This is a genomic window from Nocardia sp. alder85J, assembly GCF_020176955.2.
Lineage (GTDB): Bacteria > Actinomycetota > Actinomycetes > Mycobacteriales > Mycobacteriaceae > Nocardia.
In genome coordinates, this window is record NZ_JAIUCZ020000012.1 from 269151 (window position 1) to 295646 (window position 26496).

The window sequence follows — 26496 nt, forward strand, 5'->3', positions numbered from 1 at the left end:
TATCGGCGCCCGGCTGGCCCGCACGGCGGCCCGGCACAACGTCACCGAGTTCATGGTGCTGCACGCGGCCCTGGCGGTGCTGCTGGCCCGGCTGTCCGGCAGCGGCGACATCGTGATCGGGACGCCGGTCGCGGGCCGCGGCGCGGCCGCGCTCGACGATCTGGTCGGCATGTTCGTCAACACCGTCGCGCTGCGCACCCGGATCGACGCGGCAGCCGATTTCACGGCACTGCTGGCGCAGGTCCGCGAGGTCGACCTGGCCGCCTTCGACCATGCCGCGCTGCCCTTCGAACGGCTCGTCGACGATCTCGGGGTGTCCCGCACCCCGGCCCGCCACCCGCTGTTCACCGTGGCGCTGAGTCATGTGACCGCACAGGGTGTTTCGCCGACACACGCGGTGCCCGGACTGGTGCTCGAACCGGTCTCCTTCGACGAGCCGGTGGCGCGCTTCGACGTGCAGTTCACCATCGGCGGTGAGATCGACGACGACGGCCACCTGCCGATCGAGGTGAACTACGCCACCGATCTGTTCGACGAACCGGCCGCGGCCGCGCTGTTGCGCCGCTTCGGCCGGATCCTGGCCGCGGCCACCGCCGATCCGCGGCGGCCGCTCGGCGAGATCGACCTGCTCGGTCCCGCCGAACGGCGCCGCCTGCTGCGCCCCGGCCCGCGGCCGGTGCCCGGCTTCACCCTGGCCGACCTGATGGCCGCCGCGGTGGCGCCGGATCCCGATGCGGTGGCGATCGTCTGCGCCGGAAGGGAATTCAGCTACCGCGCGATCGACGAGCAGTCCAACCGGCTGGCCCGGCTGCTGCTCGAATCCGGGATCGGCGCCGAGGATTTCGTGGCCGTCGCCATTGCCCGCAGCGCGGAATGGCTGGTCGCGGTGTGGGCGGTCGCCAAGACCGGTGCGGCCTTCGTCCCGGTCGACCCGACCTATCCCGCCGATCGGATCCGGCACATGCTCACCGACTCGGGGGCGGCCGCCGGGCTGACCCTGGACCGTCTGCTCCCCACCCTGCCCGGTGGCGCCGCCTGGCTCGCCGTGGACTCGCCCGCCACCACCGCCCGCCTGGCGGCCGCCCGCGCGGATGCGATCGATCGGGCCGAGCGGCCCCGGCCCGCGCACCCGGCGAATCCGGCCTGGATGATCTACACCTCCGGATCCACCGGGGTGCCCAAGGGCGTCGTCGCCACCCATGCCGGGCTCGCCGGAGTGGCGGTGGCACAGCGGGAACGCTATGCCGTGACCGCCGCGTCCCGGGTACTGCACGTCGCCTCACCGAGTTTCGATGCGGCGATGCTGGAACTGCTGCTGGCGCTGGCCGCCGGCGCGGCCCTGGTGGTCGCGCCCGCCGGGGTGTACGGCGGCGCGGAACTCACCGAACTCGTCCGCGCCGAACGGGTGACGCACGCCTTCCTCACACCCGCGGTGCTCGGCACCCTCGATCCGGATCGGGTGCCGGAGCTGCGCCGGCTGACCGTCGGCGGCGAGCACTTCGGTCCGGAGCTGGTGCGGCGGTGGGCCGCCGACCGGCATTTCCACAACACCTACGGCCCCACCGAGACGACCGTCATCACGCATATCAGCGCGGCGCTGCAACCCGGTGACACACCGGTGCTGGGCAGCCCGATCCACGGTATGTCGGCCCTGGTGCTGGATGCCCGGTTGCAGCCGGTCCCGGCCGGGGTGAGCGGTGAGCTGTATCTGCGCGGGCCGGGCCTGGCCCGGGGCTACCACGCCGGCCCGGGCCTGTCGGCCGGTCGCTTCGTGGCCGATCCGTACGGCACGCCGGGCGAGCGCCTGTACCGCACCGGCGATCTGGCGCGCTGGACCGCCGGCGCTGTCCCGGCGCTGGAATACGTCGGCCGCGCCGACCAGCAGGTGAAGGTGCGCGGGCTGCGCATCGAACTCGGCGAGATCGATGCGGTGCTCGCCGCCCACGAATCGGTCGGCTTCGCGGTCACCGTCGGTCACACCGACGCCGTGGGCACGGTGCGCCTGGTCTCGTATGTGGTTGCGGCGTCCGGACATTCGGTGGACGAGGCCGCCGTGCTCGCGCACGCGGGCCGGTCGCTGGCCGCCTACATGGTGCCGTCGGCGCTGACCGTGCTCGACACCGTCCCGCTCACCCCGGTCGGTAAGCTGGATCGGAAGGCGTTGCCGGAACCGATGTTCCGGTCCGCCGCCTTCCGCGCGCCGGTGACCGCGACCGAACAGGCGGTGGCCACGGCGATCGCCGAACTGCTCGGGATCGACGCGGCAGGGGTCGGCCTGGACGACGATTTCTTCGTCCTGGGCGGCAATTCGCTGACCGCGACCCAGCTGGCCACCCGGTTGAGCGCGCGGCTGACGGCGACCGTCGGCGTGCGCACCGTCTTCGAGAACGCCACGGTGGCCGCGCTGGCCGCCGCGGTGGCGGCGGCCCCGGGCTCCGGATCGGCCCGGCCGGTGCTGGCGTCCCGGCCCGAGGCGGGCCCGGTCCCGCTGTCCCCGGCCCAGCAGCGCATGTGGTTTCTCAACCGCTTCGATCGTCAGTCGACCGCCTACAACGTCCCGCTGGCGGTGCGGCTGACCGGGGACCTGGACCTGCCCGCGCTGCGGGCCGCCGTCGACGCCCTCATCGCCCGGCACGAGACCCTGCGCACCCTGCATCCGCTGACCGAATCCGGTCCGGTGCAGGTGATCCTGCCGCCCGGCGCGGCGGAGATCCCGGCGCCGGCCACCGTCGACGTGCCCGCCGCCCACCTGGCCGTCGCGATCACCGACTTCCTCGGTGACGGATTCGATCTGACCGCATCGGTTCCGTTGCGCGCCAGGCTGTTCCGCGTCGCGCCGGCCGAACACGTGCTGGTGGTGGTGATCCACCACATCGCGGTCGACGGCTCCTCGCTGGCGCCGCTGGCCCGCGATCTGGCCGCCGCCTACGTCGCGCGGCAGGCCGGCGTCGCGCCGCAGTGGCCGCCGCTGCCGGTGCGATACGCCGATTACAGCCGCTGGCAACGGGAACTGCTGGGCGCCGAGGACGATCCGGAGTCGGTGCTCGCCCGGCAACTGCGGTTCTGGACCGAGACCCTGTCCGGTCTCCCCGATCAGCTGGCCCTGCCCGCCGACCGCCCGCGCCCGCCGGTGGCCGACACCCGCGGCGGCCATGTCGATTTCGCCATCGACCCGGCGCTGCACGCGCGGCTGATCGCCCTCGGCCGGGCGCACGGGACCACCCCGTTCATGGTGGTGCAGGCCGTGTTCGCGGTGCTGCTGGCCCGGTTGTCGGGCACCTCCGACATCGTGGTCGGCACCCCGGTCGCCGGTCGCGGCGACCGGGCCCTGGACGACGTGGTCGGCATGTTCGTCAACACCCTGGTGCTGCGGACGCCGGTCGATCCGGCGGACGGGTTCGCGACGCTGCTGGATGCGGTGCGCCGCGCCGATGTGGCGGCCTTCGAACATGCCGAACTGCCGTTCGACCGGCTGGTGGAGACCCTGCAACCGGAACGGTCCACCGCTCGCCACCCGCTGTTCCAGGTCGGCTACTCGTTCCACAACCAGGCCGAGGCCGATTTCACGCTGCCGGGGCTGACCATCGCCACCGTCGACGTCGACACCGAGGTGTCGCAGTTCGATCTGCATCTGGTGGTGACCGATCGTTACGACAGCGCGGGCACACCGCTGGGCGCGGTCGCCACCTTCACCTATGCCACGGCCCTGTTCGACGAGTCGACGGTGGCCGGTTTCGCCGGCCGGCTGCATCGGCTGCTGGCCGAGATCTGCGCGAATCCGATGCTGCCGGTGGGTGATCTGCCGATGCTCGACGATATCGAGGCCCGCCGCCTGCGATCCTGGAGCGTGGCCCCGGCGGTGTCCGCGCCGGCCACGATCACCGCGGCCTTCCAGGCGCGGGCCGCCCGCACCCCGGACGCCGTCGCGATCGTTGACGGCGACACGGCGATCCGGTACCGCGAGTTCGCCGCTCGCGTGCACCGGCTGGCGCGCACGCTGATCCGGCACGGCGTCGGGCCGGAAATCCCTGTGGCCCTGGCTCTGCCGCGCGGGACCGACCTGCTGGTCGCCATCCACGCGGTGGTGGCCGCCGGTGGGTACTACATCCCACTGGATCCGGCGCATCCGGCCGAGCGGACCGCCGCGGTGCTGACCGCCGCCGCACCCCGGCTGGTGCTGGTCTCCGGCCGGACACCGATGGCGATGCCGGGCAATACGACTGCCGCACTGGATATCTCGGCACTCACCGACGAGGCCGACGACGCTCCGATCATCGACGCGGAGCGGCTGTCGCCGCTGCGGCCGGAGCACCCCGCCTATGCGATCTTCACCTCCGGATCGACCGGAACGCCGAAGGGCGTGCTCGTTCCGCATGCCGCGGTGACCCACCAGATCGACTGGGTGCAGGCGGAATACGGGCTCGGCGCCGACGACTCGGTGCTGTGGCACACCTCGGCGGCGTTCGACCTGTCGGTGTGGGAGATCTGGTGGGCGCTGCGCACCGGCGCCCGGATCGTGGTGGCCCCCGCGAATTCCGGGGTGGATCCCGCCGCACTGCTCCGGCTGCTCGCGGCGACCGGGGTCACCACGCTGACGCTGGTGCCCTCGCTGCTGGCGATGCTCACCGAGGTGGCCGGCGGCGACGGCCTGCCGCGGTCGCTGCGGCGGCTGCTGGTGATCGGCGAGCCGCTGCCCGCCGCCACCGCCGCCCGGACCCGGGCCGCGACGTCCGCCCGGGTGGACAACCTGTACGGCCCCACCGAGGCCGCGGTCTCGGTGACCCGGTACCGCCTCGAGGACGCCGACCGGCGGCCCGTGGTCCCGATCGGCGCGCCGGAACCCGGGGTGCGCGCCCACGTGCTCGACGACCGGTTGCATCCCGTGCCCGCCGGCGTGGTCGGCGAGCTCTACCTCGGCGGGGTGCAACTGGCCCGCGGCTATCTCGGCCGGGCCGACCTCACCGCCGAACGGTTCGTCGCCGATCCGTTCTCGACCGGTGGCGAACGGCTCTATCGCACCGGTGATCTGGTGCACTGGACCGCCGCCGGTGCGCTGGTGTACGTGGAGCGCCGGGACTTCCAGGTCAAGATCCGCGGCCACCGCATCGAACTGGCCGAGATCGAACACGCGCTGCGGTCCCAGCCGGAGGTGCTCGAGGCGATCGTCACGGCTCCCCGGGCGGCGATGCTGGTCGGCTATCTGACCGCCACCACCGCCGTCGACCCGGAGCGGATGCGTGCGGCGCTGGCTCGCACGCTGCCCGGCTACATGGTGCCGCAGGTCCTGCTCCAGTTGCAGTCGTTGCCGCGCAATGCCAACGGCAAGGTGGACCGCGCCGCGCTGCCCGCCCCGCAACCGCCGCGCCGGGAATTCCGGTCGCCGGTGACGGATCTGGAGCTGACCGTCTGCATGGCCTTCGCGGCGGCGCTCGACATGCCGCGAATCGGGCTGGACGACAGCTTCTTCGAACAGGGCGGCAATTCGCTGCTGGCCACCCGGCTGGCCGCGCGGCTGACCGAGATGCTGGGCGAACAGATTCCGGTGCCCTGGCTGTTCGCCGCGCCCACCCCCGCGGCGCTGATCGCGCACCTGCACCGCTCGCACGACGATCTCGGCCGCCTCGACGCCTCGGCTGCCTTCGACGTGCTGCTGCCGTTGCGCCCGGTCGGCGGCGACGGCGTGCGCGCGGGCCGGGAACCGCTGTTCTGCGTGCATCCGGTGAGCGGTGTGGCCTGGTCGTTCGCCGGTCTGGCGGCGCATCTGGAGGCCGATCGGCCGCTGTACGGATTGCAGTCGCCCGCACTGGATCCCGCCGGGTCGGTACCCGGCTCGGTCGAGGACTGGGCGGCGCAGTACGTCCGGGAGATCCGCACGGTCCAGTCGGAGGGCCCGTATCACCTGCTGGGCTGGTCGCTCGGCGGTGTGCTGGCGCACGCGATGGCGGTCCGGTTGCAGGCCGAGGGGCAGGTGGTGGCGTTGCTGGCCGTGCTGGACAGCGCGCTCGGCGCGGTCGAGACGCCGACGGCGCTACCGGTCGGCGAACTGCTCGGCGGGCTGTTCGACGCGGACGACCGCCGGGATGCGAACATCATTGCCCCCGAACGGATCGCCGGTGCCCAGGATCGGGTCGCCGCTGCCGGACCACAGCTCACCGCTGCTCCGGAGCAGCACACCGATGTCGCCGCACTGGCGCAACGGCTCGCCGCACTGCCCGAACCGTTCTCGTCGCTGGGCGTCGCGCGGCTGACCGGGTTGATCGGCGCGGCAACGCAATCGCTGCGGCTGCTCGGCGGGTACCGTCCGCGCCCGTTCAAGGGCACCCTGCTGTATTTCACCGCCGCCCTGGACGATCCGACCGGCGCCACCGGCGCGGCGGGCTGGGCCGATGCCGTCGACGGTGTGGTGCGCAACCACGCCGTGCAGGCGACGCACTGGCGGATGACCGGCGATGCCGCCCTGGCCCGCATCGGCCGGGTGCTCACCGCGCGGCTCCAGCGCCGCGAGAACGGTTCCGGCCACGACTGATCCACCCGCCGGGATTTACCCGGCACTCGGACCCGGGGCCCTGTGCGGCCCCGCAACGGCAGCCCGGCGGTTCTCGCCGCGGCCGGCCGCATCTGGAGAAAGAGAAGGAAAATATGACCGCATCCGACATCATCTCGATCATCACCGCGCTGCTCGGCACCGGCTCGAGCCTCAAGTACACCCCGTAGCCGAATCCGCCTCCCAGCATCGAATTCCAGGAAAGGACACCAACCATGACGGGTAGCGCGAGCGCCCTCGCCTCCGCCTTCTCCAGCATCTTCACCGGCAGCGCGACCGGAAGTGCCGGTCTGTCGTCGGTTCTCACCGCACTGGCAAACGTGATCGGCACCGGATCGTCGGTGTCGCTCGGCTGACCCTGCGGGCCTGCGGAATTCGCGGCACCAGCCGGCGAACCGTCCGCATGCGCACCGCGACGTGCCGGCACGATTTCCGCACCCGGTACGTCGCGGTGCCTCCCCGGGCTCCGTTATCGTCAGACTGACGATTACAATCGCGCCCATGGGCAATGCTTTTCGCCTGAATGCCGCGGTAGCGGTCGAGCTGGTGGTGTTGACACTCGGTACACGCACCATGCCGAACGATACCCTCTGCGCGCTGCTCGTCCAGCGGTTGTACGCACCGGCCCGGGGCCGGTGGGCATTGCCCGGCGGATTCGTGGAGCCCGACGAGAGCCTCTCCGGGGCCGCGGTCCGGGCACTGCGCGAGGAGACCAACATCCGCGCCGATCGGATCCATCTGGAGCAGTTGGCCACCTACGGCGAGCCGGGCCGCGACCCGCGCGGGCGCGTGATCAGTGTGGCCTATCTGGCGCTGATCCCGAACCTGCCGGCCCCGTCGGCCGGGGCCGAGGTCAGCGCGGCGGCGATCTGGTCCGTCGATCAGGTGCTCGCCGACCGCGCGCGGCTGGCATTCGACCACCATCGGATCCTCACCGACGGGGTGGAGCGGGCCCGCGCCAAATTCGAATACTCTCCGCTGGCGACCGCGTTCTGTGGTCGCGAATTCACCGTGGCGGATCTGCGCCGGGTGTACGAGGTGGTGTGGGGCACCGATATCGACCCGCGCAATTTCCACCGCAAGGTGACCACCACGCCCGGTTTCGTGGAGCCCACCGGCCGGTCCACCACCCGCGACGGCGGCCGTCCCGCCCGGCTGTACCGGGCCGGTCCGGCACGGGCGCTGCACCCGCCGATGATGCGTCCCTCCTGAGCCACTGCGCCGAGACCAGCCCGAGACTCGGCGTGGCCCCCGCGTGAGCGACCGCCGCGATCGGAAGTCCCGAACGGCCGTGCCAGCACGCCTTTTTCGACGGACAGCACTTCGTTCAGCGTGAAATACCAGCCGTTCCACAGCGGATTCACAGCGTCGGGGTGACGGTCCGGCCGGGCGCGCCCCATACGCTCACCGGGTATCGGGTGATTCGGATGGGAGAGAGGGCGGAGCATGGTGTCGATCTCCGGCGTGGCCGGCGAGGTGGACCGGACGGCAGAGCCTCGGGAGGTGACGCCGATCGGCGCCGAACCACGGTGGGCGCGAACGGGACTCGCCGCACTGCTGGGAGCGACGGCGGTGCTGTACCTGTGGGGGCTGCGCGGCGCGGGCTGGGCGAACCCGTACTACGCCGCGGCGGTGCAGGCGGGCACGCGGAGCTGGAAGGCCCTGCTGTTCGCCGCGCTCGATCCGGGGAACGCCATCACCGTCGACAAACCCCCGGCCGCGTTGTGGCTGATGGCGTTGTCCGGCCGGATATTCGGCTTCGGTTCGTGGTCGATGCTGCTGCCGCAGGCGCTGCTGGGCGTCGCGACCGTGGCGCTGCTGTATGCCACCGTCCGCCGGTGCAGCGGCCCCGCGGCCGGGCTGCTGGCGGGTGCGGCGCTGGCGCTCACCCCGGTCGCGGCGCTGATGTTCCGGTACAACAACCCGGACGCGCTGCTGACCCTGCTGGTGGTGCTGGCCGCCTACGGCGTGGTGCGGGCGCTGGGCTCGCCGGGCACCCGCTGGTGGTCGCCCGCCACCGGCTGGCTGGTGCTCGCGGGCGCGGCCGTCGGCCTGGGCTTCCTCACCAAGATGATGCAGGCGTTCCTGGTGCTGCCCGGTCTGGCGCTGGCGGTGCTGGTGGCCGCGCCCGGTGGTCTCGTCGTGCGGCTGGCCCGGCTGCTGACCGCGGGCGTCGCGGTCGTGGTCGCCGCGGGCTGGTATGTGGCGCTGGTGGAGTTGTGGCCGGCGGATGCCCGGCCGTACATCGGCGGTTCCACCGACAACAGCCTCTGGGAGCTGGCCGTCGACTACAACGGTCTCGGCCGGGTGTTCGGCCACCACGCGGGCCACCCGGCCGCGACCGGGCAGTCCGCACCGCAGGCCCAGTGGCACGCCGGGGCCATGTCCGGCGGCGGGCCGGGACTCACCCGGCTGCTGCGGGACGGCCTGGCGACCGAATTCGGCTGGCTGCTGCCCGTGGCCGTGCTCGGCCTGCTGGCCGGGCTGTGGCTGACCCGTCGCCGCCCGCGCACCGACGCGGATCGGGCCGGGCTGCTGCTGTGGGGCGGCTGGCTGCTGGGTGCGGGCGCGGTGCTCAGCTTCATGAAGCAGTCCTTCCACACCTATTACACCGTCGAACTGGCCCCGGCTGTCGCGGCGCTGGCCGGCGTCGGCGTGGTGCTGCTGTGGCGGGCCCGCGACCGGTCGGCGGCCCGGCTGACCCTGGCGGCGATGACGGTCACCGGCGCCGCCTGGGTCTTCGTCCTGCTCGGCCACACCCCGCACTGGGTGCCCTGGCTGCGTTGGATCCTGCTGATCGTCGCCGCGGCCGCGGCCGTGGCGCTGGTGCCGGGCGGTTCGATCCGCGGCGACGCGTCCGCCGTGCGCGGCAGTGACGATTCGGCCCGCCGCCGGGGCCGCGGCCTGGCGCCCGTGATCGCCGGTGCCGCAGTGCTTTCCGTGCTCGCCGGGCCCGCCGTCTACACCGTGCGGACGGTCGGGTTGCCGCACATCGGCGGCAGCCCGTACTCCGGTCCGTTCCGGCCGGACGCCCGGGGCCGCACCATGGCGGCGGAGGCTCCGCAACTGGACGCCCTGCTGGCCGGCGTGACCGGAAGTCGCTGGGCCGCAGCGGCGGTGGGCTCCTCCGATGTCAGCTCGATCGAATTGCGCACGGGCGCTTCACTGTTGGCGATCGGTGGATTCAGCGGCCGGGACGGCTCGCCGACGCTGCCACAGTTCCGGCAGTACGTCGACGATGGCGCGGTGCGGTACTTCCTGAACCGCCCGCCGAGCCCGGATCGGCGCGGCAACCGGCAGGATCAGGGCGCCACCAGCGGGGCCGAGATCACCGACTGGGTACGCGCCCACTACACCGCCCAGCGGCTCGACGGCGTCGAAGTCTACGACCTGAGCGCCACGCCCCGGGCCTGACCGCTCAGGACTGCGCCGCGGTGACGGCGTCCCGGGGCGCCGGGTGGCCGAAGAGGATCACCTCCATCAGCTGGACCACGCGGTCCGGGGGGCAACCGCCCGCGTCGTCCTCGCCGAAGTACCGGCCCAGGTCGACCACGAGCGCGAATCCGGCCTGGACCAGGATCCGGGCCTGGGCATCGGACAGTTCCGGGCGCACCGCCACCAGCAGGCGCACCCATTCGGCCACGATCAGCCGCTGGACGTTGCGCAGCATGGTGCGCTCCTCGGCGGGGACGTGGCCGAATTCGGCGTAGTACACGTAGGTCAGCGCGCGTTCGGCGAAGGAGCCGGTCACGTACAGGTCGACCAGCTGCACCAGCGCCTCGGCCGGGGTGCTCGACGCGGCGGTGGCCGGGCCGATGACCGCCGACATCCGGTCGGCGGCGCGCCGGAAGGCCGCCGCCAGCAGGTCGCTCTTGCTGCGGTAGTAGCGGTACACCGCCGAGGCCGCCGACAGGTCCGCCGCCTGCGCGATGTCCTCCACGCTGACATTGGGGTAGCCGCGCTCGTGGAACAGCTCGACCGACTTCTTCAGCAGCAGTTCGTGTTTGAAGGACTGCGGGATCTCCACCGTGCGCGGCGGCCGGTGTTCGTCGGCGGTGTCCGGGAGTTCGGCCTCCAGCACCGCCCATGCCGTCGAATTCAGTACGGACGTCAGGGCTTTCACCGGCAGTGCGGCGTGATGATCGCCGATGCTGGAGATCATGCTCATCACCGTCACCGCGCGCACGGTCCGATCGCGGCGGGTCGGTCCGGGGCGCAGCTCGCCGAGCAGATCGCGCAGCACGCCCACGGCGCCGGCGAACTGCCGGTCGAGCACGGCGCGATCGGTGTCGTCGAGGTAGCGCCGCTCCCAGCGGGCCAGCGCCACCGTGGGCCGATTACTGATGGTGTCGGCGATGACCGCGTCGAGCACCTGCTCGAGGCGTTGCCGCACCGGCAGCCCGGCGGCCTCCTCGGGCAGGGTCACCGCCGCGCTGGTCGCCGCCCCCAACCGCAGCAACTCCTCCCGGAACAGCGCGTACTTGCTGGGATAGTGCCGGTACAGGGCCGCCGAGGAGATACCGACACGGGCGGCGATGTCCTCCATGCTGACACCGTGGTACCCCAGCGCGCCGAAGGCGGCCGCGGAGGTCGCCGCGATCTGCGCGCGCCGATTCTTCGGGCGGCGCCGGACCACCCGCTCCGGTGGATCGCTGCCGGGCTGGTCGTCGCGGGAGTTGGCGCCGCGTTGCGCGCGGCTCACGGTGCTGACCTGTCGCTCATGTTCCTGCCATGGTAACCAGCGGTTACCGTGCGGCCGCCCGCGTGCCACCACAGCCGGAGCGGGGCCGCCCCGGTCCGGCTGCGGCGCACCGGCGGCTCGAATCCCCGGAATGAAAGATCAACGGTGGCAAGTGCATTCGAAGTCAGTTCGCGACGGCCGCGGGTATCGAATCGGCATCGTTTCGGTTCGATGTGTGGTCGCGACACCCGGACAGCGCCGTAGTCTGCTGCGGATCCCCTCACCCTGCCGGAACGGAGTGCCGATGCGCACGATGGACATCGAGCGCACCATTGCCGCCCCCATCGACGATGTGTTCGATTGGCTGACCGATGTCACCAACTATCAACGTGTGCCCTTCATCCGCCGGGTCACCCTGGTCCGCCCCGGCGCCGTCGCCGAACACGGGGTGGGCGCGGTACGACTGATCGTCACCCCGCTGTGGCGGGTGACCCAGGAGATCACCGAATACGATCCGCCGAAATGGCTGCGCTACCGGAATCTGAGCTCCTTTCCGCCGCAGTTCCATCAGGACGGGAATCTGACCTTCACCGAACTACCCGGCGGTACCCGGGTCCGGTGGCATACCGAATTCGAAGTCGCCACACCGATTTTCGGCCCGGCGTACACGCTGATGCTGGTGGCCGGTTTCGCGATGGGCCTGCGGCTGGTGCTCGGCACCGCCGACCGCGAACTACGCGGCATCTGAGCCCCGGCGCCTGCGGAATTCGAGCGAGCGCGGCGCCGGCCGGGCGAGCGTCGTCCAGGTCGTCGTCAGGCGAGCGCGGCCCAGGCCATCCGGCGCAGCACCGGCCGCGCCTGACTGGCGAGCGTGGCCGGGGCGCTGTGCGGGGTGGAGTTGATCAATCCGAAGGCGGCGTGCGCCTGCACCCGCGCGGCCGTCTCCGACAGTCCCGGATGCAGCTCGCGCAGGGCCGCGACCCAGATCTCCACGTATTGACGCTGGGTCCGTCGCACCTGGCGTTCGGCGCGCTCGGGCAGATTCTTCAGGTCCCGGTCCTGGATGCGGATCAGCTCCGGCTCGCCGAGGGCGAAGTCCAGGTGGAAGTCGATCAGGCCGGACAGCGCGTCCAGCGGGGAGCCGGCCCCCGCCACCACGGCCCGCCCGCCCGCGAGCAGGCGCTCGCTGATCCCCACCAGCAACTCGACCAGCAGCGCTTCCTTGTTCGGGAAGTGCCGGTACACCGCGGGGCCGCTGATCCCGGCCGCGGCCCCCAGGTCGTCGAGGCGCACCCCGGGAAATCCACGGTCGGCGATCAGCCGGGCGCCCGCTTCCAGCAATTGCTGCCTACGTTGTGCCTTCAGCTGCTCCCGGCGCGTGGGGGCGACGGCGTCGCTGCTGGTCATCGCTCCTCCTTGCGTGTTATCTGGACAACTCAGTTAGTCAAGATTATCTTGGATTCCAGTTATTGGCGACTAACCGATCTGCAAGGTGGCGTGATGACGGTTTCGCAGGAGGCGCGGGTCGGCCATCGGCCGGCGCACCTCGAACTGGTGGACGATCTGCGGGCGCGGCTGGCGGCGGTGGCGCTGGGTGGTCCGGCGCGGGCCCGCGAGCGGCATGTGGCCCGCGGCAAACTGCTGCCGCGGCAGCGTGTGGATCGGCTGCTCGATCCGGGCAGCCCGTTCCTGGAGTTGTCGCCGCTGGCGGCCACCGGCATGTACGACGACGATTCGCCGGGCGCGGGCATCATCACCGGCATCGGCCGGGTGTCCGGCCGAGAGTGTGTGATCGTCGCCAACGATGCCACGGTCAAGGGCGGCACCTACTACCCGATGACGGTCAAGAAGCATCTGCGCGCGCAAGAGGTGGCGTTGCAGAACCGGCTGCCCTGTATCTATCTGGTCGACTCCGGTGGTGCCTTCCTGCCCCGGCAGGACGAGGTGTTCCCGGACCGGGAGCATTTCGGGCGCATCTTCTACAACCAGGCCACCATGAGCGCTCAGGGCATCGCGCAGATCGCGGCCGTGCTCGGATCCTGCACCGCCGGTGGCGCGTACGTGCCCGCGATGAGCGACGAGGCGGTGATCGTCCGCAACCAGGGCACCATCTTCCTCGGCGGCCCGCCGCTGGTGAAGGCCGCGACCGGTGAGGTGGTCACCGCCGAGGAGCTCGGCGGTGGCGAACTGCATTCGCGCGTCTCGGGTGTCACCGACCATCTGGCCGAGGACGACGAGGACGCGCTGCGGATCGTGCGGCGCATCGTCGCCACCCTGGGCCCGAAATCCCCGACGCCCTGGGAGGTGCGGCCGTCGGTGGAACCGCCTGCGGCGCAACAGGAGCTGTACGACGTCGTGCCGGTCGACCTGCGCACCCCCTACGACGTGCGGGAAGTGATCACCCGCACGGTCGATGGCGGTGAATTCCAGGAGTTCAAGGCCGAATACGGCCGCACCCTGGTCACCGCCTTCGCGCGCATCCACGGCCACCCGGTCGGCATCGTGGCCAACAACGGCGTGCTGTTCGGCGAATCCGCGGTCAAGGGTGCGCATTTCATCGAATTGTGCGACAAGCGGCAGATCCCGTTGGTGTTTCTGCAGAACATCACCGGTTTCATGGTGGGTCGTGACTACGAGGCCGGTGGCATCGCCAAGCACGGCGCCAAGATGGTGACGGCCGTCGCCTGCGCCCGGGTCCCGAAACTCACGGTGGTGATCGGCGGGTCGTACGGCGCCGGTAACTACTCGATGTGCGGGCGCGCGTATTCGCCCCGGTTCCTGTGGATGTGGCCGAACGCGCGGATCTCGGTGATGGGCGGTGAGCAGGCCGCCTCGGTGCTGGCCACCGTCCGCGGCGAATCGCTGCGGGAGGGCTGGAGCGAGGAGGATCAGGAGGCGTTCAAGGCGCCGATCCGGGAACAGTACGAGCTGCAAGGTAATCCGTACTACTCGACCGCGCGGCTGTGGGACGACGGTGTGATCGACCCGGCCGATACTCGTACCGTTCTGGGGCTGGCACTGTCGGTCTGCGCGCAGGCACCCCTGGATCCGGTTTCCTACGGCGTCTTCCGGATGTGATGACCATGTTGCACAAATCCCAGCCCGTCCCGTTCGACACCGTGCTGATCGCCAACCGCGGCGAGATCGCCGTCCGGGTCATCCGGACGTTGCGCAGCATGGGAATTCGCTCGGTCGCCGTCTACAGCGACGCCGACGTCGACGCCCGCCACGTGCACGAGGCCGATGCCGCGGTGCGCCTCGGCCCGGCCCCGGCCCGGGAGAGCTATCTCGACATCGACCGGGTGGTCGACGCGGCGCTGCGCTCCGGCGCGCAGGCCGTGCATCCGGGCTACGGCTTCCTGTCCGAGAACCCGGCCTTCGCCGCGGCACTGGCCAAGGCGGGCATCGTCTTCCTCGGCCCGCCGACGCACGCCATCGAGATCATGGGCGACAAGATCGCCGCCAAGACCGAGGTGTCGAAGTTCGGGGTGCCGGTGGTGCCGGGCATCGCGCGCCCCGGGCTCACCGATGCCGAATTGATCGCCGCCGCACCGGAAATCGGCTTCCCGGTGCTGGTGAAGCCGTCCGCCGGTGGCGGCGGCAAGGGTATGCGGCGGGTCGAACGGGCCGAGGACCTGCCCGCCGCGCTGATCAGCGCTCGCCGTGAGGCCGCCGCGTCCTTCGGCGACGACACCCTGTTCCTGGAACGATTCGTCACCCGTCCCCGGCACATCGAGGTGCAGGTGCTCGCCGATCAGCACGGGCACGTGCTGCACCTCGGCGAGCGCGAGTGCAGCCTGCAACGCCGGCATCAGAAGGTGATCGAGGAGGCGCCCTCGCCGCTGCTGGACGCGGCCACCCGGGCCCGCATCGGCGCCGCCGCCTGCAATACCGCGCGCAGCGTCGACTACGTCGGCGTCGGCACCGTGGAATTCATCGTGTCCGCCGACCGGCCGGACGAGTTCTTCTTCATGGAGATGAACACCCGCCTGCAGGTCGAGCATCCGGTGACGGAGCTGATCACCGGCGTCGACCTGGTGGAATGTCAGGTGCGGGTGGCGGCCGGGCAGAAGCTGGCCGCCGCGCAGGAGGACATCCTGCTCACCGGCCACGCCGTGGAGGCCCGGGTGTACGCCGAGGATCCCGGCCGCGACTTCCTGCCCACCGGCGGCACCGTGCTGGCGCTGGCGGAGCCGGGCGATGCCGGTGTGCGGGTGGATTCGGGGCTGCGCGTGGGCAGTGTGGTCGGCAGCGACTACGACCCGATGCTGTCCAAGGTCATCGCGTACGCACCCGAACGGGCCGGGGCGCTCGCGAAACTCGATCAGGCCCTGGCCGAGACGCTGGTGCTCGGCGTGCGCACCAACACCGACTTCCTGCGGTTCCTGCTCGCCGATCCGGATGTGCAGGCCGGGCGGCTGGACACCGGGCTGCTGGATCGCCGCGCGGTCGACTTCCGCGCGGCCGCGGTCACCGACGCGCAGTTCGTCGCGGCGGCGGTGTTCGACTGGATCCGGCGCTGGCCGGATGCGCCGCACGACCCGTGGGCCGAGCCCACGGGCTGGCGACTCGGCGTCCCCGCGCCGGTCACGACGCGACTGACCGGCGGCGACCGGACCGTGCACGTCGCGATCACCGGCCGCCCCGAAGCCGCCGAGGTGCGAGTGGACGAGGAGGAGCCGCGGCCGCTGCGCGCGTCGCTCGACGGCGACGCGCTCACCCTGACCGTCGACGGTGTGCGCGGCGGCTACCGGGTGGCCGCCCACGCCGGTCAGCTGTGGGTCGCCGACACCACCGCGGTGGTGTCCGTGCGCGAGGTCGCCGAGGTCAGCGTGCGGGCCGGGGCCGAACAGGTCGGCGACGCCGAGATCCGCAGTCCCATGCCGGGTTCGGTGATCGCGGTGCCCGCTACCGCCGGCGCCGAGGTCGAAGCCGGGGCCCCGATCGTGGTGGTCGAGGCCATGAAGATGGAGCACACGCTCACCGCGCCGATCGCCGGAACCGTGGAGTTGCTGGTGAATCCGGGTGCGCAGGTCCAGGTCGACCAGGTGCTGGCCCGGATCGTGCCCGCCGCCCCCGATCCCGCTCCGACCGGCGATCCGGCCGTCACCGAACCATCCGCCGCGGACGCCGCGGCCGAGTCCAACGGGAAGGTATCCCAGCCATGACCGAGTTCCTGTCGACGGGCACCCTGCCCGACGAGTATCGCGACCTGGCGCTCACCGTGCGCGACTTCGCCCGTCAGGTGGTCGCCCCGGTGGCCGCGAAACACGATGCGGAGCACAGCTTCCCGTACGAGGTGGTCGCCGGGATGGCCGACATGGGGCTGTTCGGGCTGCCGTTCCCGGAAGAGTACGGCGGCATGGGCGGCGACTACTTCGCGCTGTGCCTGGCGCTGGAGGAACTCGGCAAGGTCGACCAGAGCGTGGCCATCACGCTGGAGGCCGGGGTCTCGCTCGGCGCGATGCCGGTGTACCGCTTCGGCAACGACAAGCAGAAGCTGGAATGGTTGCCGCAGTTGGCATCCGGGCGCGCGCTGGGGGCGTTCGGGCTCACCGAGCCCGGCGCGGGCAGCGATGCCGGCGGCACCCGCACCACGGCCGTGCTCGACGGCGGCGAGTGGATCATCAACGGCAGCAAGCAGTTCATCACCAACTCCGGCACCGACATCACCCGGCTGATCACGGTGACCGCGGTGACCGGGACCTCCCACGGCAAGAAGGAGATCTCCACCATCCTGGTGCCGGCCGACACCCCGGGATTCGTCGCCGAACCCGCCTACAACAAGGTCGGCTGGAACGCCTCCGACACCCACCCGCTGAGCTTCACCGACGTCCGGGTGCCGGAGGAGAACCTGCTCGGTGAGCGCGGCCGCGGCTATGCCAACTTCCTGCGCATCCTCGACGAGGGCCGGATCGCGATCGCGGCGCTGTCGGTGGGCGCGGCGCAGGGCTGTGTCGACGAGAGCGTGCGATACGCGGGGGAGCGGGAAGCGTTCGGGCAGCCCATCGTTCGCAATCAGGCCATCGCCTTCAAGATCGCCCGGATGGAGGCCCGCGCGCACGCCGCCCGCACCGCCTACTACGACGCGGCTGCATTGATGTTGTCCGGCAAGCCCTTCAAGAAGCAGGCGTCGATCGCGAAGCTGGTGGCCAGCGAGGCGGCGATGGACAACGCCCGCGATGCCACCCAGATCTTCGGCGGCTACGGGTTCATGAACGAATACGCTGTCGCCCGGCACTACCGGGACAGCAAGATTCTGGAGATCGGCGAGGGCACCACCGAGGTGCAGTTGCTGCTCATCGGACGGGAGCTGGGGCTGTGAGCCAGGGACAACAGGACGGGACCGTCACCGAACCGCGCCGGGTGGTGCAGCGCGGGCTGTGGTTCGAGGAGTTCGAGACCGGCGTGGTGTACGAGCACCGTCCCGGCCGCACCATCACCGAGGCCGACAATGTGTTGTTCACCACGCTGACGATGAACACCCAGGCATTGCATCTGGACGCGGCCTTCGCCGACGCGCTGCCGCCGTTCAACCAGCGGCTGGTGAACTCCATGTTCACGCTGTCCACCGTGGTGGGCCTGTCGGTCGCGCAGCTCACCCAGGGCACCATCGTCGCCAACCTGGGCTTCTCCGAGATCGCCTTCCCCAAGCCGCTGTTCCACGGCGACACCCTCTACGCGGAGACCCTGATCACCGACAAGCGGGAATCGAAGAGCCGCCCCGGCGAGGGCATTCTGACCTTCGCGCACACCGGCCGGAATCAGCACGGCGATATCGTGGCTACCGCGGTCCGCAAGACCCTGGTCCGCAAACGTCCCGAGAACGGAGATCCATCGTGACCTGGGAGATGCCCGGCCCGGCCTGGTTGTTCTGCCCCGCCGATCGGCCGGAACGCTACGCGAAGGCCGCCGCCGCGGCCGATGTGGTGATCATCGACCTGGAGGACGCGGTCGCCGCGGCCGACAAGGAGGCCGCCCGCGCCGCCCTGGTCGCGACCCCGCTGGATCCGGAGCGCACGGTGGTCCGCGTCAACGGCGCCACCACCGCCGACCATGCCCTCGATCTGGCGGCGCTGGCCCGCACCGGGTACCGGCGCGTCATGCTGCCGAAATGTGAATCGGCGGAACAGATCACGGCGCTGTCGCAGTACCGGGTGATCGCGCTGGTGGAGTCGCCGCTGGGTGTGCTGACCATCCCCGACGCGATCCGCGCCGACAACGCGATCGGCGCCATGCCCGGCGCGGAGGATCTGGTGGCCGGGCTCGGCGGTACCGGCAGCCGGCGCGCCGACGGCAGCTATCGCGATGTGGCGGTGCACCTGCGCTCCACGGTGCTGCTGGTGGCCAAGGCCTACGGCAAGCTCGCGCTGGACCTGGTGTACCTGAACATCCGCGATCTGGACGGTCTGCGCGCCGAGGCCGAGGACGGCGTGGCCAGCGGATTCGACGCCAAGGTCGCCATCCACCCCAGCCAGGTGGCGGTGGTGCGGGATGCCTTCACCCCCGCCGCCGACGAACTGGACTGGGCCCGCCGGGTGCTGGCCGAGGTGCCCAACCACCGTGGCGTGTTCAGCTACGAGGGCCGCATGGTGGACGGCCCGGTCGTCCAGCACGCGCAGCGGATCGTCCGCCGGGCGGCGGCGATCGTCGGCTCCTGATCGCCGCTTCCGCATCGCCTCCCGTCGACTCCGCCCGTGGCGGAAAATGGGCTCGGGCGTGTGCCGTCCGGGACACCGACGCCACCCGGGACCGAGGGCGCACGCCGGGCCCGTGTCGACAGGAAGCGAGCGTGCGATGGGCGTGGAACCACAGTGGGTGCCGTCGGAGCGAGAGATCGCCGCGGCGAAGCTGACGGACTTCGCCCGGTTCGCCGCGGCGCGAACCGGGTCGCCGTTTCCGGACTACCACGCACTGTGGCAATGGTCGGTGGCCGATCCGGTCGCCTTCTGGGGTGCGGTGTGGGCGTACTTCGACCTCGGCCCGGAACCCGGCACCGTCCTCGCCGCCACGGATATGCCGGGCGCGCAATGGTTTCCGGGCGTGCGGCTGAACTACGTGGATCAGGTGCTGCGCCACGCCCGCGCCGGCCGCCCGGCGATCGTGCACGTGTCCGAGGACGGCTCGTCGCGCGAGCTGTCCTGGGCCGAACTGCTGGGCCGGACCGCCTCCTTCGCCCGGACCCTGCGGGAACACGGTGTGTCCCCGGGAGATCGGGTGGTCGGATACCTGCCCAACATCCCGGAGGCGGTGATCGCCTTCCTCGCCACCGCGAGCCTCGGCGCGGTGTGGAGCGCCTGCGGGCAGGACTACACCGCCAAGGCGGCGCTGGACCGCCTGGGCCAGCTGGAACCGGTCCTGCTGGTGACCGCGGACGGCTATTCGTACGGCGGCAGGACTTTCGACCGGCGCGACGAGATCGCCACCCTGCGTGCGGGTCTGCCCGGCCTGCGGGCCACCGTCGCGGTCCGCCACCTGGGGTCGGAGGTGCCGGGAGCGCTGGACTGGGATGCAGTGGCCACCACGGGCAACGGCGATTCGGCCATCGCGGTCGGCGGCGCCGCGGCCACGGCGGACGAAAACGGCTTCGCCACTGGTGAATTGATCACCGAGCAGGTCCCCTTCGACCATCCGCTCTGGGTGCTCTACTCCTCCGGCACCACCGGCAAGCCGAAGGGGATCGTGCACGGCCACGGCGGGGTGCTGATCGAGCACGTGAAATCGATTGTGCTGCAATTGGATATCGGTCCGGACGACGTATTCTTCTGGTACACCAGCCCGTCCTGGATGATGTGGAACTTCCAGGTAGCGGGCCTGCTCGCCGGGGCGACCATCGTCACCTACGCCGGCAACCCCGCCTACCCGGCCCCGGATGCGTTGTGGGCGTTGGCGGCCCGCACCCGGACCACCGTCCTCGGCACCAGCCCGGGTTATCTGCTGGGTTGTATCAAGGCAGGTGCGGTGCCGCGCCGCGATCACGACCTGTCGGCGCTGCGGTCGGTGGGCATCACCGGATCGTCGCTGCCGCCGTCCTCGGCGCTGTGGCTGCGCGACGCGGTCGGTGAACGCGTGCAGGTGAACTCGATCAGCGGCGGCACCGATGTGGTGGCCCCGTTCGCGGGCAGCGTGCCGACGGTTCCGGTGTGGCCCGGCGAACTGTCGGTGCCGATGCTGGGTGTGGCCCTGGACGCCTGGGACGCCACCGGCGCCCCGGTGCGTGGTGAGGTCGGTGAACTGGTGGTCACCGCGCCGATGCCGTCCATGCCGGTATCGTTCTGGGACGATCCCGACGGAAGTCGTTACCGGGCAGCCTATTTCGACATTTTCCCCGGTGTCTGGCGGCACGGGGACTGGATCACCATCACCGCGCGCGGCAGCATCGTGGTGCACGGCCGGTCCGATTCCACCCTGAACCGGCACGGCATCCGGATGGGCTCGGCCGACATCTACCAGGCGGTGGAGGCCCTGCCGGAGGTGGCCGAGGCCCTGGTGATCGGCGTCGAACTACCCGACGGCGGCTACTGGATGCCGCTGTTCGTCACCCTGGCCCCCGGCATCGAGCTCACCGCCGAGGTGAAGCAGCGGATCGCCACCGCAATCCGCACCGAGGTGTCGCCGCGGCACGTGCCGGACGAGATCGTCCCGGCCCCGGGCATCCCGCACACCCGCACCGGCAAGAAGCTGGAAGTACCGATCAAGAAGATCTTCCAGGGTGGTGACCCCACACAGGTGGTGGCGCGCTCCGCCGTCGACGACCCGGACCTGCTCGACTGGTACGCCGCTGTCCGGCCGACATCGTCGGATCGGACCTGATCCGGATCCGCCGCGGGACATCGCGATCGCCGCACCGCGGACGGGCTGGTCGGCACGGCGGCCCGGGATGCGCCGCGGCCGAGCGGATCTCGGATCAGCCGTCGGACCGGAGCGCGGATTCCGGCGGATGGCGGTCGAACCACGGTCGGGCGGTTTCGATTTCGGCGGCCAATTGCAGGAGCAGGTATTCGCTGGAGGTGGGGCCGACGAACTGGACGCCGAGGGGGAGTCCGGCGGGGGTCCAGTAGGTCGGGACGTTCATCGCGGGGCGGCCGGTGATGTTGGCCAGCTGGGTGAAGGGGACCGCCGACAGGTTCGCGGTGACCAGGTTGCGGTAGAAGGCGGTGCGGGCGATCAGTCTGCCCGCGCCCACACGGAGCAGCGGCGGCAGCACGGCGCCGGCCGCCGCCGGGGTGCGGTTCTGGCCGATCCGCAGCGGTGGCTCGGCCAGGGTCGGGGTCAGCAGCAGGTCGTGGGTGTCGTGGAAGGCGGCCAGGGCGCGGGTGTAGTCGTTCCAGCGGGCCTGTGCGTCCATCAGGGCGGGGGCCGCGACCGCCCGGCCCACCGCGGCCAGCACCTGGGTGTCGATATCGAAATCCGCGGGGGAGGCGTGGGTGACCCGGCAGGTCTGGGCGAGGCGTGCGGCGGCCTGCGCGGTCCACACGGTCATGAAGTCCATGGCCATCTTGCTGCCGTCGATGCCGGGATCGGCGGGTTCCACGGTGTGGCCCAGTGATTCGAGCAGGGTGGCGGCATCCTCCACCGCGCGCACCGCGTCGGCGGAAACCGCGGTGCCCAACGGGGATTGCGAGGTGAAGCCGATGCGCAGGCGGCGCGGCGGCGCGGTGACGGCTTCGCGGTAGGGCTGGTGTGGTCGCGGAACCCGGTACGGCGCACCGGGATCCGGCACACTCAGGATGTCGAGCATGGCCGCGGTGTCGCGCACGCTGCGCGACAGCACACCCTCGGAGGCCGCGCCGAACAGCGGATCGCCGACCAGCGGGCCGCTGGTGACCAGGCCCCTTCCGGGTTTGAGCCCGAACAGGCCGGTGCAGGCGGCCGGGATGCGGATGGAGCCGCCGCCGTCGCTGGCACCGGCCATCGGGATGATGCCCGCCGCCACGGCCACCGCCGAGCCGCCGGAGGATCCGCCCGGCGTCCGGGTGGGGTCCCAGGGATTGCGGGTCGCGCCGAAGGTGCGGGTCTCGGTGATCGCCTTGCTGCCGAACTCGGGTGTGGTGGTCTTGCCGAAGATCACCAGCCCGGCGTCCAGCCAGCGCCGTACCACGGTGCTGTGGTCGGCGGCGCGGACCGAGCGCAGCGGTCCCGTACCGGCGGAGGTGGGGTAGCCCGCGTAGTCCTGGTTCAGATCCTTGATCAGGAACGGCACGCCGCCGAAGGGCCCGGCGGGCTCACGTTCGGCGAGCTCCTTGCCGTTCTGCCCCATCGGCAGGCTGATCGCGTTGAGCGCCGGATCGACCGCCGCGCAACGGTCCGAGGCGAGTTGGAGCAGTTCGGCCGGATGCACCTCGCCCCGGGCGACCAGATCGGCCAGGCCGACCGCATCGTAGGTGCGATATTCGTCGAACTTCACCGTCGCCTCCTCGCCCACCGAACCACGCCGCCACTCGGCGGCCGTTCCGATTCTCGTCCACACCCCGACGCGGACCGGGAGGCACGCGGTGCGGGCGCTCACCGAACGGTACCCGGATTCGCCGGGAATCAGGCGATGTCGTCGGACAGCGCACCGTCGGTCATCCGGTGGATCGAGTCCATCCGGGCCAGATGGGCGAGGTCGTGGGTGACCAGCAGGGTCGCGGCGCGATGGTCGCGGACCACCTCGAGCAGCAGGTCGATGATCGCGGCGCCGCGCTCGGAGTCCAGTGCGCTGGTGGGTTCGTCGACCACCAGCAGCGCCGGATCGCGCATCAGCGCCCGCGCGATGTTCACCCGTTGCCGCTGGCCGCCGGACAACTGTTCCGGGCGCTTGTGCTCGAGGCCCGACAGTCCGACCCGGTGCAGCAGATCCCGTGCCCGGCTCCGGATCTCGCGCCGCCGCACCGGTGTGACGAGCCAGTGGTCGCCCAGGTGCGCCGTCACCTCCAGTTGCTCGGCGGCCGTCAGCGCCGGAATCAGGTTCGGCTGCTGGAAGACGATGCCGATCGACCGGCGGCGCACCGTGGCCGCCGCGCGCCGGCTCAGCGACGTGAGATCAACGGTGGCGCCGTCGTTTTCGAGCAGCACCCGTCCGGAGTCCGGCCGGACCAGCGTCGCCGCCACCGCCAGCAGGCTGGACTTCCCCGAACCCGAAGCGCCGGTGACGGCGGCGATCTCACCGCCCGCGACCCGCAGATCCACCCGGTCCAGCGCCGTGACGCGCCCGGCGCCGTCCGGGTAGGTGAGGGTGAGACCGGAGAGAGTGAGCGAAACCATCGAAACTCCTGTAGGCACAACGTGCTGTCGATCGAGGCCACCGAAAGGTCCAGCGGCCGGGTACTTTCCGGAAGGGGGATCAGCGGGCCTGCCGCAGCGCCACCAGCGGATCGGCGGTCACCAGGAAGCGCAGGGCGAACGCGGCGCCCAGCAGGCCCAGCCCGGCCAGCGTCGCGCCCGGTACCACCGTCGTCGCCGCGGTCAGCGTGAAAGGCACCCGCGCGCCGACGAATCCGCTCGCCGCCGTGGTCACCGCCAGTGCGGCGCCGACCCCGGCGAGCAGGACGAGCAACGCCTGTCCCAGCGCATCCCGCAGCAGTGAACCGGTGGTGGCGCCCAGCGCCTTGAGCGTCGCGACATCGGGGGTGCGCTGGATCGTCCACACCGTGAAGAACGCGCCGATCACCAGCGCCGAGATCGCGAACAGCAGCACCGTCATCAGGGTGAGCGAATTATGTTCGGCCGTATAGGAACTCAATGCCGATCGAGCGCCGGTCACGCTGGTGGTCCGGGTGTGCGCCGCGGCGTTCACGGCGGCGGTATCCGCGATCCCGGACACCACCAGCACCGTCGCCGCACCGCCGCGCGGATCCAGCGCCCGCCAGTCGGACAGCGCCAGCCACACCACCGGGCTGTGGCTGTACCAGTCGTCGCCCTCGACCGCGGCCACCGTGAAGGTCCCGGAACCGACGGTGACGGTGTCGCCGGTCGCCGCCCGCAGCCCGGCGGCCGCCGCGGTGCTCAGGACCACCGTCCCGGCGGTTGCGGGTCGATTGCCGAAGCTCGGGCCATCCACCCCGATCAGGGCCACCGGCACCGGCGCTCCACCACCGCGAGCCGCCGGGGCGCGGCCGATGCCGACCGGGTCGGTCCGGCCGCCGGCCCGTTGCCAGGCGGCGATCTGCGCCGCGTCGAGGGCCGAGGAGTCGAACGAGGGGGCCGCGCCGGTGTCGGCGAACACCACCGCCTCGCCCCGCAGCCGCCCCAGCGCGGCGATGTTCCGGTGGGCCAGCCCGGCCGTCAGCCCGCCGAGGAAACTCACCAGCAGGGCGACCAGCATCACCACCGCGGTGATCAGCAGGAATCGGCCCCGAGCGGCCCGGAGATCTCGCAGTGCGACGTACATGACCCGAGCCTGCCGTGGAATCCGGCGCGGGCCATCGACCCACGGCATCGTCATCGGCCGTCCGGCGGATGGGAGACCGTTCCGTCTTTCGATGGATGCCGAACCGATAACCGCGCATAAGCTGGCACGGTGCACCAGTCCCCGTTGGCCCCCGTCTTCGCCGCCCTGCAAGCCGGGCTGCATGTGCTGGTCGTGGCGCTGACGGTGGTGGCGGCCGCGCTGACGCTGGTACCCGGCACGCCGCACCGGATCGGCATCGTGACGCTGATCGCCGCCTTCCTGATCGTCTACTTCGCCGGCGGCGCCATCCTGCGCGGCCGGCCCGCCGCCGCCCGCGTCTGGCTGGGTGTGCTCACCCTGCTCTGGCTGGGCCTGATGGCCCTGGTGCCGGACGCGGTGTATCTGGTGTTCGGCCTGTTCTTCCTGTACCTGCACCTGCTGCCGCGGGTGTGGGGCGCGGTGGCCGTGGTCGCGGCGACCGTCGCCGCGGTGGTGGGTTTCGCGCTGAAGCGCGGGTGGACCTTCGACGGGGTGATCGGCCCGGTGCTCGCGGCGGTGATCGCCGTCGCCATCGGGCTCGGCTATCGCGCCCTGGTGCGCGAGGCCGACGACCGGCAACGACTGATCGACGAATTGCTCGCCACCCGAGCCACTCTCGCCGAGCGGGAACGCACCGCGGGCAAGCTGGCCGAACGGGAGCGGCTGGCCCGGGAGATCCACGACACCGTGGCGCAGGGCTTGTCCAGTATCCAGCTGCTGCTGCACGCCGCCGAGCGCTCGGCCCCCGATCATCCGGCGCTGCAACAGATCCGGCTGGCCCGCGAGACCGCCGCGGACAATCTGGCCGAAACCCGGCAGCTGATCGCCGAACTCACCCCCGCCGCGCTGGACGGGCAGTCGCTCAGCGGGGCCCTGGAGCGCATCGTCCAGCGCGCCGACGCCCCCGGCCTGCACGGTCAGGTGCTGGTGGAGGGCACCCCCGAACGTCTCCCGATGCCGGTGGAGGCCGCGCTGGTGCGGGTGGCCCAGGGCGCGGTGTCCAATGTGGTCCGGCACGCCCGTGCGCGGCGCATGCGCATCACCCTCACCTACGCCGACGACGCGGTGCACCTGGACGTGGTCGACGACGGCGTCGGTATCGATCCGGAGGTGTTCGCCCGCAGCACCTTCGGGCTGAACGCCATGCGCGGCCGGGTGGAGCAGCAGGGCGGCAGCATGGACGTGGAATCCGAACCCGGGCACACCGCGGTCACGGTGTCGTTCCCGCTGGGCGATCCGGCGTGATCCGCCTGCTGCTCGCCGACGATCACGCGATCGTGCGGGCCGGGCTGCGCGCCCTGCTGGAATCCGCCCCGGATGTCGTGGTCGCCGGTGAGGCGGCCACCGCCGAGGAGGCCGTGACCTGCTGCGGCGCCGGTGGTGTCGATCTCGTCCTGATGGATCTGCGCTTCGGCCAGGGCAAGTCGGGGGTGGACGCCACCGCGGCGCTGCGGGCCCTGCCGCACCCGCCGCACGTGCTGGTGGTCACCAACTACGACACCGACGCCGACATCCTCGGCGCCATCGAGGCGGGGGCCTGCGGCTACATCCTCAAGGACACCCCGCCCGCCGAACTGCTGGCCGCCGTGCGCGGCGCCGCCACCGGCGAGAGCGTGCTGTCCCCGTCGGTCGCCTCGAAACTCATGACCCGAGTGCGCAAACCCGACAGCACGCTGAGCGCCCGCGAGATCGAGGTGCTCGTCCTCGTCGCCGACGGCCACGCCAACCGGGAGATCGGCCGCCGCCTGTTCCTCAGCGAGACGACGGTGAAATCCCATCTGGTGCATATCTATTCGAAGCTGGGCGTGAAGTCGCGCACCTCGGCGGTGGCGCGGGCGCGGGAACTCGGCGTGCTCTGAG

18 protein-coding genes (1 of these 18 cut by a window edge) are annotated in these 26496 nt (G+C 71.5%); 13 read left to right on the forward strand and 5 right to left on the reverse strand.

From position 1 onward, the window contains the following. From LBW94_RS36540 to LBW94_RS36555, 4 genes are all read left to right on the forward strand, one after another. Positions 1–6526 carry the final stretch of a non-ribosomal peptide synthetase gene (locus LBW94_RS36540; protein WP_225058354.1) on the forward strand. Its footprint begins 18716 nt before the window's first position, so the window shows 6526 of its 25242 coding nt (coding positions 18717–25242); its start codon lies off the left edge, out of view; it ends in the stop codon at positions 6524–6526. 233 nt (positions 6527–6759) lie between these two features. After that, positions 6760–6900, forward strand: coding sequence for a hypothetical protein (locus LBW94_RS36545; protein ID WP_225058353.1), 141 nt, complete (start codon positions 6760–6762; stop codon positions 6898–6900). Between the two features lie 145 nt (positions 6901–7045). Beyond that, a complete protein-coding gene (locus LBW94_RS36550) occupies positions 7046–7756 on the forward strand; it encodes an NUDIX hydrolase (protein ID WP_225058352.1) in 711 nt (236 codons plus the stop codon). 234 nt (positions 7757–7990) lie between these two features. After that, positions 7991–9958: an ArnT family glycosyltransferase gene (locus LBW94_RS36555; protein ID WP_225058351.1), complete on the forward strand. Its 1968-nt coding sequence runs from the start codon at positions 7991–7993 to the stop codon at positions 9956–9958. A 4-nt stretch (positions 9959–9962) separates the two neighbouring features. Here LBW94_RS36555 and LBW94_RS36560 read toward each other — a convergent pair whose 3' ends face one another. Continuing rightward, the gene (locus LBW94_RS36560) at positions 9963–11246 is read right to left on the reverse strand and encodes a TetR/AcrR family transcriptional regulator (protein WP_225058350.1); all 1284 of its coding nucleotides are present in this window, start codon (positions 11244–11246) and stop codon (positions 9963–9965) included. A 283-nt stretch (positions 11247–11529) separates the two neighbouring features. On the opposite strand from LBW94_RS36560, the gene LBW94_RS36565 reads away from it, so the two are divergent. Next, a complete protein-coding gene (locus LBW94_RS36565) occupies positions 11530–11973 on the forward strand; it encodes an SRPBCC family protein (RefSeq protein ID WP_225058349.1) in 444 nt (147 codons plus the stop codon). A gap of 65 nt (positions 11974–12038) precedes the next feature. Here the strand turns inward: LBW94_RS36565 and LBW94_RS36570 are convergent, their stop codons facing one another. Then, positions 12039–12632, reverse strand: coding sequence for a TetR/AcrR family transcriptional regulator (locus LBW94_RS36570; RefSeq protein WP_225058348.1), 594 nt, complete (start codon positions 12630–12632; stop codon positions 12039–12041). A 93-nt stretch (positions 12633–12725) separates the two neighbouring features. On the opposite strand from LBW94_RS36570, the gene LBW94_RS36575 reads away from it, so the two are divergent. From LBW94_RS36575 to LBW94_RS36600, 6 genes are all read left to right on the forward strand, one after another. Next, positions 12726–14303: a carboxyl transferase domain-containing protein gene (locus LBW94_RS36575; protein WP_225058347.1), complete on the forward strand. Its 1578-nt coding sequence runs from the start codon at positions 12726–12728 to the stop codon at positions 14301–14303. Between the two features lie 5 nt (positions 14304–14308). Continuing rightward, entirely contained in the window at positions 14309–16393 is a 2085-nt protein-coding gene (locus tag LBW94_RS36580; RefSeq protein WP_225058346.1) for an acetyl-CoA carboxylase biotin carboxylase subunit, read from the forward strand. Beyond that, complete coding sequence (locus LBW94_RS36585; RefSeq protein ID WP_225058345.1) at positions 16390–17550, forward strand: acyl-CoA dehydrogenase family protein; 1161 nt, start codon at positions 16390–16392, stop codon at positions 17548–17550. Before LBW94_RS36580 ends, LBW94_RS36585 begins: the two co-directional genes overlap by 4 nt. Continuing rightward, a complete protein-coding gene (locus LBW94_RS36590; protein ID WP_225058344.1) occupies positions 17547–18068 on the forward strand; it encodes a MaoC family dehydratase in 522 nt (173 codons plus the stop codon). The genes LBW94_RS36585 and LBW94_RS36590 overlap by 4 nt, the downstream gene beginning before the upstream one ends. Then, positions 18065–18886, forward strand: coding sequence for a CoA ester lyase (locus tag LBW94_RS36595; protein ID WP_323138023.1), 822 nt, complete (start codon positions 18065–18067; stop codon positions 18884–18886). Before LBW94_RS36590 ends, LBW94_RS36595 begins: the two co-directional genes overlap by 4 nt. A 136-nt stretch (positions 18887–19022) precedes the next feature. Beyond that, the gene (locus LBW94_RS36600; protein WP_225058343.1) at positions 19023–21038 is read left to right on the forward strand and encodes an acetoacetate--CoA ligase; all 2016 of its coding nucleotides are present in this window, start codon (positions 19023–19025) and stop codon (positions 21036–21038) included. Positions 21039–21132: 94 nt separating this feature from the next. Here the strand turns inward: LBW94_RS36600 and LBW94_RS36605 are convergent, their stop codons facing one another. From LBW94_RS36605 to LBW94_RS36615, 3 genes are all read right to left on the reverse strand, one after another. Beyond that, positions 21133–22632 (reverse strand): amidase, encoded by a 1500-nt coding sequence (locus tag LBW94_RS36605; protein WP_225058342.1) that lies wholly within the window; start codon positions 22630–22632, stop codon positions 21133–21135. Positions 22633–22760: 128 nt separating this feature from the next. Then, positions 22761–23471 (reverse strand): ABC transporter ATP-binding protein, encoded by a 711-nt coding sequence (locus LBW94_RS36610; RefSeq protein ID WP_225058341.1) that lies wholly within the window; start codon positions 23469–23471, stop codon positions 22761–22763. 79 nt (positions 23472–23550) lie between these two features. Further along, positions 23551–24597 carry an FtsX-like permease family protein gene (locus LBW94_RS36615; RefSeq protein ID WP_225058340.1) on the reverse strand — a complete coding sequence of 349 codons (1047 nt, stop codon included), beginning with the start codon at positions 24595–24597 and terminating at the stop codon, positions 23551–23553. Positions 24598–24726: 129 nt separating this feature from the next. On the opposite strand from LBW94_RS36615, the gene LBW94_RS36620 reads away from it, so the two are divergent. Both LBW94_RS36620 and LBW94_RS36625 read left to right on the forward strand, forming a co-directional pair. Further along, on the forward strand, positions 24727–25881 hold the full coding sequence (locus LBW94_RS36620; protein WP_225058339.1) for a sensor histidine kinase: 1155 nt from the start codon (positions 24727–24729) through the stop codon (positions 25879–25881). Then, the gene (locus LBW94_RS36625) at positions 25878–26495 is read left to right on the forward strand and encodes a response regulator (RefSeq protein WP_225058338.1); all 618 of its coding nucleotides are present in this window, start codon (positions 25878–25880) and stop codon (positions 26493–26495) included. Before LBW94_RS36620 ends, LBW94_RS36625 begins: the two co-directional genes overlap by 4 nt. Position 26496: the final 1 nt, after the last annotated feature.

What these genes read in the sequence shown, in the direction of transcription:
- LBW94_RS36545 (WP_225058353.1), top strand. Translation starts at nt 6,760, where the DNA reads ATGACGGGTAGCGCGAGCGCCCTCGCCTCCGCCTTCTCCAGCATCTTC.
- LBW94_RS36550 (WP_225058352.1), top strand. Translation starts at nt 7,046, where the DNA reads ATGGGCAATGCTTTTCGCCTGAATGCCGCGGTAGCGGTCGAGCTGGTG.
- LBW94_RS36555 (WP_225058351.1), top strand. Translation starts at nt 7,991, where the DNA reads ATGGTGTCGATCTCCGGCGTGGCCGGCGAGGTGGACCGGACGGCAGAG.
- LBW94_RS36565 (WP_225058349.1), top strand. Translation starts at nt 11,530, where the DNA reads ATGCGCACGATGGACATCGAGCGCACCATTGCCGCCCCCATCGACGAT.
- LBW94_RS36570 (WP_225058348.1), bottom strand. Translation starts at nt 12,632, where the DNA reads ATGACCAGCAGCGACGCCGTCGCCCCCACGCGCCGGGAGCAGCTGAAG.
- LBW94_RS36575 (WP_225058347.1), top strand. Translation starts at nt 12,726, where the DNA reads ATGACGGTTTCGCAGGAGGCGCGGGTCGGCCATCGGCCGGCGCACCTC.
- LBW94_RS36580 (WP_225058346.1), top strand. Translation starts at nt 14,309, where the DNA reads ATGTTGCACAAATCCCAGCCCGTCCCGTTCGACACCGTGCTGATCGCC.
- LBW94_RS36585 (WP_225058345.1), top strand. Translation starts at nt 16,390, where the DNA reads ATGACCGAGTTCCTGTCGACGGGCACCCTGCCCGACGAGTATCGCGAC.
- LBW94_RS36600 (WP_225058343.1), top strand. Translation starts at nt 19,023, where the DNA reads ATGGGCGTGGAACCACAGTGGGTGCCGTCGGAGCGAGAGATCGCCGCG.
- LBW94_RS36610 (WP_225058341.1), bottom strand. Translation starts at nt 23,471, where the DNA reads ATGGTTTCGCTCACTCTCTCCGGTCTCACCCTCACCTACCCGGACGGC.
- LBW94_RS36615 (WP_225058340.1), bottom strand. Translation starts at nt 24,597, where the DNA reads ATGTACGTCGCACTGCGAGATCTCCGGGCCGCTCGGGGCCGATTCCTG.